The 6,451-nt window shown below is 43.8% G+C and carries 1 protein-coding gene; it reads right to left on the bottom strand.

What is annotated here, in order from left to right; genetic code table 11:
* Nucleotides 1–322: 322 nt before the first annotated feature.
* Nucleotides 323–6,016: an AAA family ATPase gene (locus QT979_RS13200; protein ID WP_333310400.1), complete on the bottom strand. Its 5,694-nt coding sequence runs from the start codon at nucleotides 6,014–6,016 to the stop codon at nucleotides 323–325.
* Nucleotides 6,017–6,451: the final 435 nt, after the last annotated feature.

The following is a 6,451-nucleotide window of genomic DNA, read 5'->3' as shown; positions in this document are numbered from 1 at the left end:
ATTTTAAATCACCCTAACCTTCCTTCAGTCTTGTCTTATGGTACTCTGGCTGCTTAAAAACTGTCCGGAGTATTGTTGTTATACGGAGAGTGCGATATTTGTTAAGAGCGATCGCCCGGAGTAAGTGAGGTATCATATTTACAGTGTAACTGATAGCTATAATTTATAATTATGAACTTACTCCAGTTTAAAATATTCATAAATATGAATAGAATTAGAGGCGCAGAGAAGGAAGTGCGCCCAGACTTTTTCAAGATGTCTATTCATCACTAGAACTGATCATTGTCTGTTTAGGACTACAGGAAATACCAATAACAACTACTCATCTGGTTTGGCTTTGCAAAGCCAATTTTTGATAGTCCTGTTTAATAGGAATCTGAATGATAAACTCTGCTCCCTGACCGGGATGAGAAACACACTTCAACTGTCCGCGGTGTTTTTCTACCACAATCTGGTAGCTGATTGACAGCCCCAAACCGGTGCCTTTCCCTACGGGTTTCGTCGTGAAGAACGGGTCGAACAGCCGGCGGTTCACTTCCTCTGTCATACCGGGGCCATTGTCGCAAATGCGAATCACAACAAATTGGGCAGCTTTCCGGGTCGGGTTGAGGTTGGGGGAATCCACCTCAGCCGAAGAAACTGTAGAGCTTTCCGCAAGGGCGGGATTGGAAATCGGGGATTTTTCTTCTTCCCCATACCCCACTGAGGTGCGAATTGCGATCGCCCGCGGCCCCCTTTGGTCATTGAGAGTGTCAATCGCATTCGCCAGTAAATTTACGAACACCTGGTTCAGTTGGCCCGCATAGCACTCCACCAGCGGCAGCGGGCCGTACTCTTTAATGATTTGAATAGCAGGCTGGTCTAATTTAGCTTGCAGTCGGTGCTGCAAAATCAGTAGGGTGTTATCGATGCCCTCATGGATATCGACCTGTTTCATTTCCGCTTCATCCAATCGCGAGAAGTTTCGCAGGGAGAGGACAATTTCGCGAATTCGGTCTGCCCCCACCTTCATCGAATCCAGCACTTTGGGTAAGTCTTCCATCAAGAAATCTAATTCGATTGCCTCAATATCCTCAACAATCGCTGCTGTGGGATGGGGGTATTGTTCTTGATAGAGTTTTACCAATCCTAGTATGTCTTCACTGTATGTCCTGACGTGACTCAGGTTGCCATATATGAAATTAATCGGGTTATTGATTTCGTGGGCCACCCCGGCCACCATCTGTCCCAGTGAGGACATTTTCTCAGTCTGAATTAGCTGGGTCTGGGTGCGCTTGAGTTCTTGGAAAGAAAGCTCTAGTTGTTCGGCTTGTTTTTTTAATTGCGCTTCTGATTGTCGCAGAGCTTGCTCTATCTGCACGCGATCGCCAATTTCCTGGCTCAGGAGCAGATTTTTTTCCTTTAATTCCTGCGTCCTCTCTTCCACTTTATGTTCTAAAGTCCGGCTGTAATCTTCTAATTGCTCATTGGCTTGTTTCAGGCTGTCAGTCGCCTCAGACAAATTGGCATAGAGTCGAGCATTTTCCAGCGAAATCGCCGCTTGAGAACAGAGCACGGTTAAAACTTCCAGGCGATCGGGAGTAAACGCACTCCTTGTCAGATTATTTTCCAAGTAAAGCAGACCAATGAGCTTTCCTTGATGGACGACTGGCATACATAAAACTGACTTCGGTTGGGCGTTAACAATATAGCTATCCCTGGTAAAAATACCCTCCTGGCTTGCATCATTTAATACCACATTTTTCTGCGTTCTAGCCACATAATTGAGGATAGAAAACGGCAATTTATGACTCGTTTGTATTGGTGTGGATTGCAGCACTACTACCTCATCATTATCTATGCTTGCCGTCCCTTCTACCACAAGTTGACCATCTTTTTCTAAAATGAAGTAGCTTTTTTCAGCCCCAGCATTCTCAATTGCAATTTTCAATAACTTAGAAAGCAGATTTTCCAGAACAATTTCGCCAGAAATAGCTTGAGAAGATTTCATCACAGATGCGAAATCAAGTGCTGCAAAACTCCCCGTAGTCGTCGAGCTGGTCGTCCGTGATACGTCGAAGCTGGGAGTTTCTTTAGTCAGTATTCGCGAGAAGAATTCAGGATATTCTTCTGATAAATATTGCACTTTTGCTTTCGCTCCCCAGCGAATATAGCCATAGTAAGCATCCGTCAAATAAATCTCCGCTATCTTCTCCCGCCCGCGATAGAAATAAAACTCGGCAGCCCGTTCATTAGCTAGGGCTTCTTCCTGAATGTATCCCTGTTCTCTGGCTCCTTGAATGCTAGCGTCATAATACTCCATCGCTTTGCCAATTTTTCCCAAAATTCGTGCTTTTTCTGCCTCCACTAACTCGTACTTGTGTTGATAATTCATCGACCCATGTATAGCCCATTGCTGCATTTTTTTCTGATTTTTTGCCACTTGCTTCAAGGATTCTTTTTGTTCACTGCTGGAAACTTGGGGATATTGAGCAAGGAGAGCCAGAGAATAGTAGAAATTGTATTCCGCACCACTCATCAGACCGGGCACACCATCTTTGTATTTTTCTGCTGAGCGGGCGCTCTTGAGTGACTGAGCGTAATCTTTAAACAAATAAAGTCGAATCAATTTTGTCAGGTGAGCCAAAAAAATAAACATATGTTTATTATCGGCAATTGACTGGTGGAGGAGTTCTTCTTCATTCAACAATTCGCCATTGAGCATATATTCCTCTTCAGATGCGGCGAGTAATTGTAATACCATTACTCTCCACGTCTTTAAGTAAGGAATATGCGAATCTTGTTTAAGATTCAGCAGTAAATCAAGATATTGCGCCTGCTTCTGAGCAACTAATTCCAGCGGTTGACCTGTAAAAAATATATGATCGCAATAGTAGATAGAATTATAACCCACATCTTCTAAATCTCCAGTCTCCAGACCGCTTTTAATTCCCTCAATCATTGGCGCTAAACTTTCCTTGCCATGCTCTTTCCAGTGTCTAATATGAGCATTAAAAACTACATATACGTAAGATTTTAGTTCTTTGGCATCAAAGCGATCCAACAAATTTAAGGCTAGTTGTCCAAATCTATATCCCGCATCTATTTCACCGAATGGCCCGCATAGAAGTAAGCCATAAACCGCATACCCAGCAGTGGCCTGGGGCGAATTACCATATTGGATAGACAGATCAATCATTGTAAATGCAAATTGGGGAAATAAGGCAGGAGCCACATGATAAGAAAGAGGAGCAGATTTCAATAATATCCCCATCGCCACTAGCTTATTGATATCCGTCATTTCTGGCAGATTAGCTAACGCTTCAGTATTCATTTCTTGTGGAGGTTCCGGACAAAGAGAGACACCCAGCATCCCCAGAACTTGCAGCCCAATATCAAACGCGACTTGTATCTGGTTTTGCTGGGAATAAAACTGCATTTGGATTTCATAAACTTTGACTTTTTCGAGCAGAGTTTTCGCGTGTTTGAGAGCCTCCTCAGAAAGGATTTTTGCTCGCTCGAAGTTGATGTTTAGAAATTCCACGGCCGCCGCTTCCGCATACAGAGGGAACGTCAGGTCATACTGAGTTTCCCAGCTATCTTCTCTGAGGAGTTCTAGCCCCACCCGTAGTTGTCTGGCGGCAGTTTCATAAGCTGTTGCTGCCTTAGCTTTTTTGCCGGCTATCAAATTTAATCGGGCTAGACGATCTTTTTCTGCCTGATCCGTGATGCAGTCAGCCCCAACATTTAACTGATTGACAATCTCAAAGATATTTTCTTCAATCTCCTCTGCAGGAGTATGATCCAGTAGCAGTTCACCAATTTTCAAGTGAGTCTGTTGTTTCTGAGATTCGGGAATAAGAGAATACGCCGCTTGCTGCACCCGGTCATGGAGAAATTTATAAGCGATAGGCGCGTGATAGCTGTAAGGCAAAGGACCCGGTGAGCATGATAGCAGATGACAATCTGGAACTATTCTCTCCTTTACTTCCCTGCTCATTTCATCGGAGGTAAAAACGAGAGGAATTTTGTAGGCTTCGCTGAGGGGCAAAACCAAGCCAGCCTGAAGAGATTCCCACAAATCCGCCGCCGTTTCCGACTGAGATTTTTCATTGACAATAGCCAGAACGTCTAAATTAAATTTGTCTCCAATACAGGCGGCTAGCTTTAAGACATCCTGCGTCTCCTCCGAGAGTTTTTGAATATTTCTGGCAATCAGTTCGACGACATTATAATCTGTGATGCCTACTGCTTGAATTTGGTTCAATGACCACTGCCAGCACCCAGCACTGAATTCAAAGGTCAATAGCTTTTCTTGATGCAGAGTAGCGAACATCTGAGTCAAGAAGAAAGGATTGCCCTGGGTTTTATTGAAAAGTAGCTCAGACAATTCAGAAACCCGGTGTCTCGGAACAGAAGACTCATTCAGGGTATCCGCTACCAGCAAGCTGACGTTGCCAATATCCAAAGGACGGAGGGTGATATTATTTACAACCGCCCCATTCTTTTGAATCTCATCCAACGTCACCATCAACGGATGCGTCGGACTCACTTCGTTATCTCGATAGGCTCCCATCAGCAGTAAATATTGGCTGTCCGGGTCACAAATAAGCAGATGAATCAACTTGAGTGATGCCGAATCTGCCCACTGTAAGTCATCCAAAAAGACGACCAACGGGTGTGAGGGTTTAGTAAATACATGAATGAATTCTTTAAACACCCGATTAAAGCGATTCTGGGATTCAAATGGCCCCAATTGCGGAACCCCTCCTTGAGGCCCGACAATCAGTTCGACTTCGGGAATGACATCTACTATGACTTGGCCATTTGAGCCTAAAGCTTCTAAAAGTTGCTCTTTCCAAATCGCTAGTTTTTCCGAACTTTCTGTTAAAAGATGCCGCATCAAACCCTGAAAGGCTTGAATCAAAGAAGCATAAGGAATATTTCGTTTTAATTGGTCAAATTTACCGGAGATAAAATACCCGCGCTGCCTGACAATCGGTTTTTGAACTTCATTTACTAAGCAAGATTTGCCAATTCCTGAGTAACCGCTGACTAGCATCATTTCGCTGGTACCGCCGGAGACTCGCTCAAAGGCTGCCATCAAAGTGGCTACTTCTTGCTCACGACCATAGAGCTTTTGCGGGATGATGAATTGTCCACATTTATCCCTCTTACCGATTGGAAAGTTGTCAATTTTCCCATGGGTTTGCAGTTGATGACGGCATATTTCTAGGTCAGCTTTTAGTCCCCTAGCGCTTTGGTATCTGTCTTCAGCAGTTTTAGCTAATAATTTCATTACAATGTCAGAAATTGCTTGGGGAATCTCACCGATTTGCTGATGGGGTGGCACGGGTGTTTTAGCGATATGGCAGTGAATTAATTCCAGGATGTCGGTGGCTTGATGTGGCCGCTTTCCAGTTAGCATTTCGTAAAAGGTGACACCTAATGAGTAAAAGTCGGTACGGTAGTCCATTGAGCGATTCATCCGCCCGGTTTGTTCTGGGGACATATAGGCAAGGGTACCTTCTAGCAAGTTGGGATTGCTGAGGGTCTGGTTTTCTCGCTCTAGGTGCGTGGCAATGCTAAAATCGATGATTTTGATTTGACTGGTTTTGGGGTTGACAATAATATTCTGCGGTTTAATATCTTTATGAATAATCTTATTTTCATGCAGTTGAGCTAGGGTTTCTGCTAGATAAATTGCCAGACTCAGAAATTTGCTGATTTCAAGTTGTTTAGCTGTGATTAGGTTTTTCAGGGAGTCTCCGCCAAAATCTTCTAATATCAGCGCCAGACCGTTATTATGCTTTTCTAAAGAGTAAGCTTTGATAATTCCGGCTATGTCGAGAGTTGTGAGAATTTTATATTCATGCCTCAATCGTGCGATTTCTTCTATTGTGGGATACTCAGCTTTAAGGGTTTTTACTATAACCGGAGTTGGCTCGGACTCCCTAACGCCGCGATAAATAACTGTATTGACACCTTCATGAAGCGGCAACGATGAGAGTTTGTAACCGGGTAGCGGGGTTTTCATATTCGTTTTTTCGATGAGTACGATTATTCGGGTGTGGAATTGATGGATGGGAACCTGAGACAGCGATGTTCGATCGCCTGTTGGGAAGAATTTCAACTAGCCGGGCCTCAGCTTGTTAATAAGTGCCAATATTTTGTCCACTCATTCAATGCTAAAGTGCATGATGGCTTAATCTTTAACTATAACTATAAGACCTGTGCTGGAGTTGGGAAACCAAGAATTGGCGCTTGTCCCAGCGCCTCCAGATAAATTAGGTGATTGCACTAACTCCACCGTCTGTTTAAATGTCTCTGGACGTACTCCGCACAGACGCTTAAAGTTTTCATAGCTCAGGTTTTTTACATCCCAGTAGCTCATTATGTGGCTGTGCCTAAATTATTATCACTTAGGATTATACATTCTACTAAAAAATGTTTGCAGCACTTCGACCGGGCG

The organism is Microcoleus sp. w2-18bC1 (assembly GCF_036700365.1).
GTDB lineage: Bacteria > Cyanobacteriota > Cyanobacteriia > Cyanobacteriales > Microcoleaceae > Microcoleus.
This window is presented reverse-complemented; position numbering and strand designations above follow the sequence as displayed.

What these genes read in the sequence shown, in the direction of transcription:
- QT979_RS13200 (WP_333310400.1), bottom strand. Translation starts at nt 6,016, where the DNA reads ATGAAAACCCCGCTACCCGGTTACAAACTCTCATCGTTGCCGCTTCAT.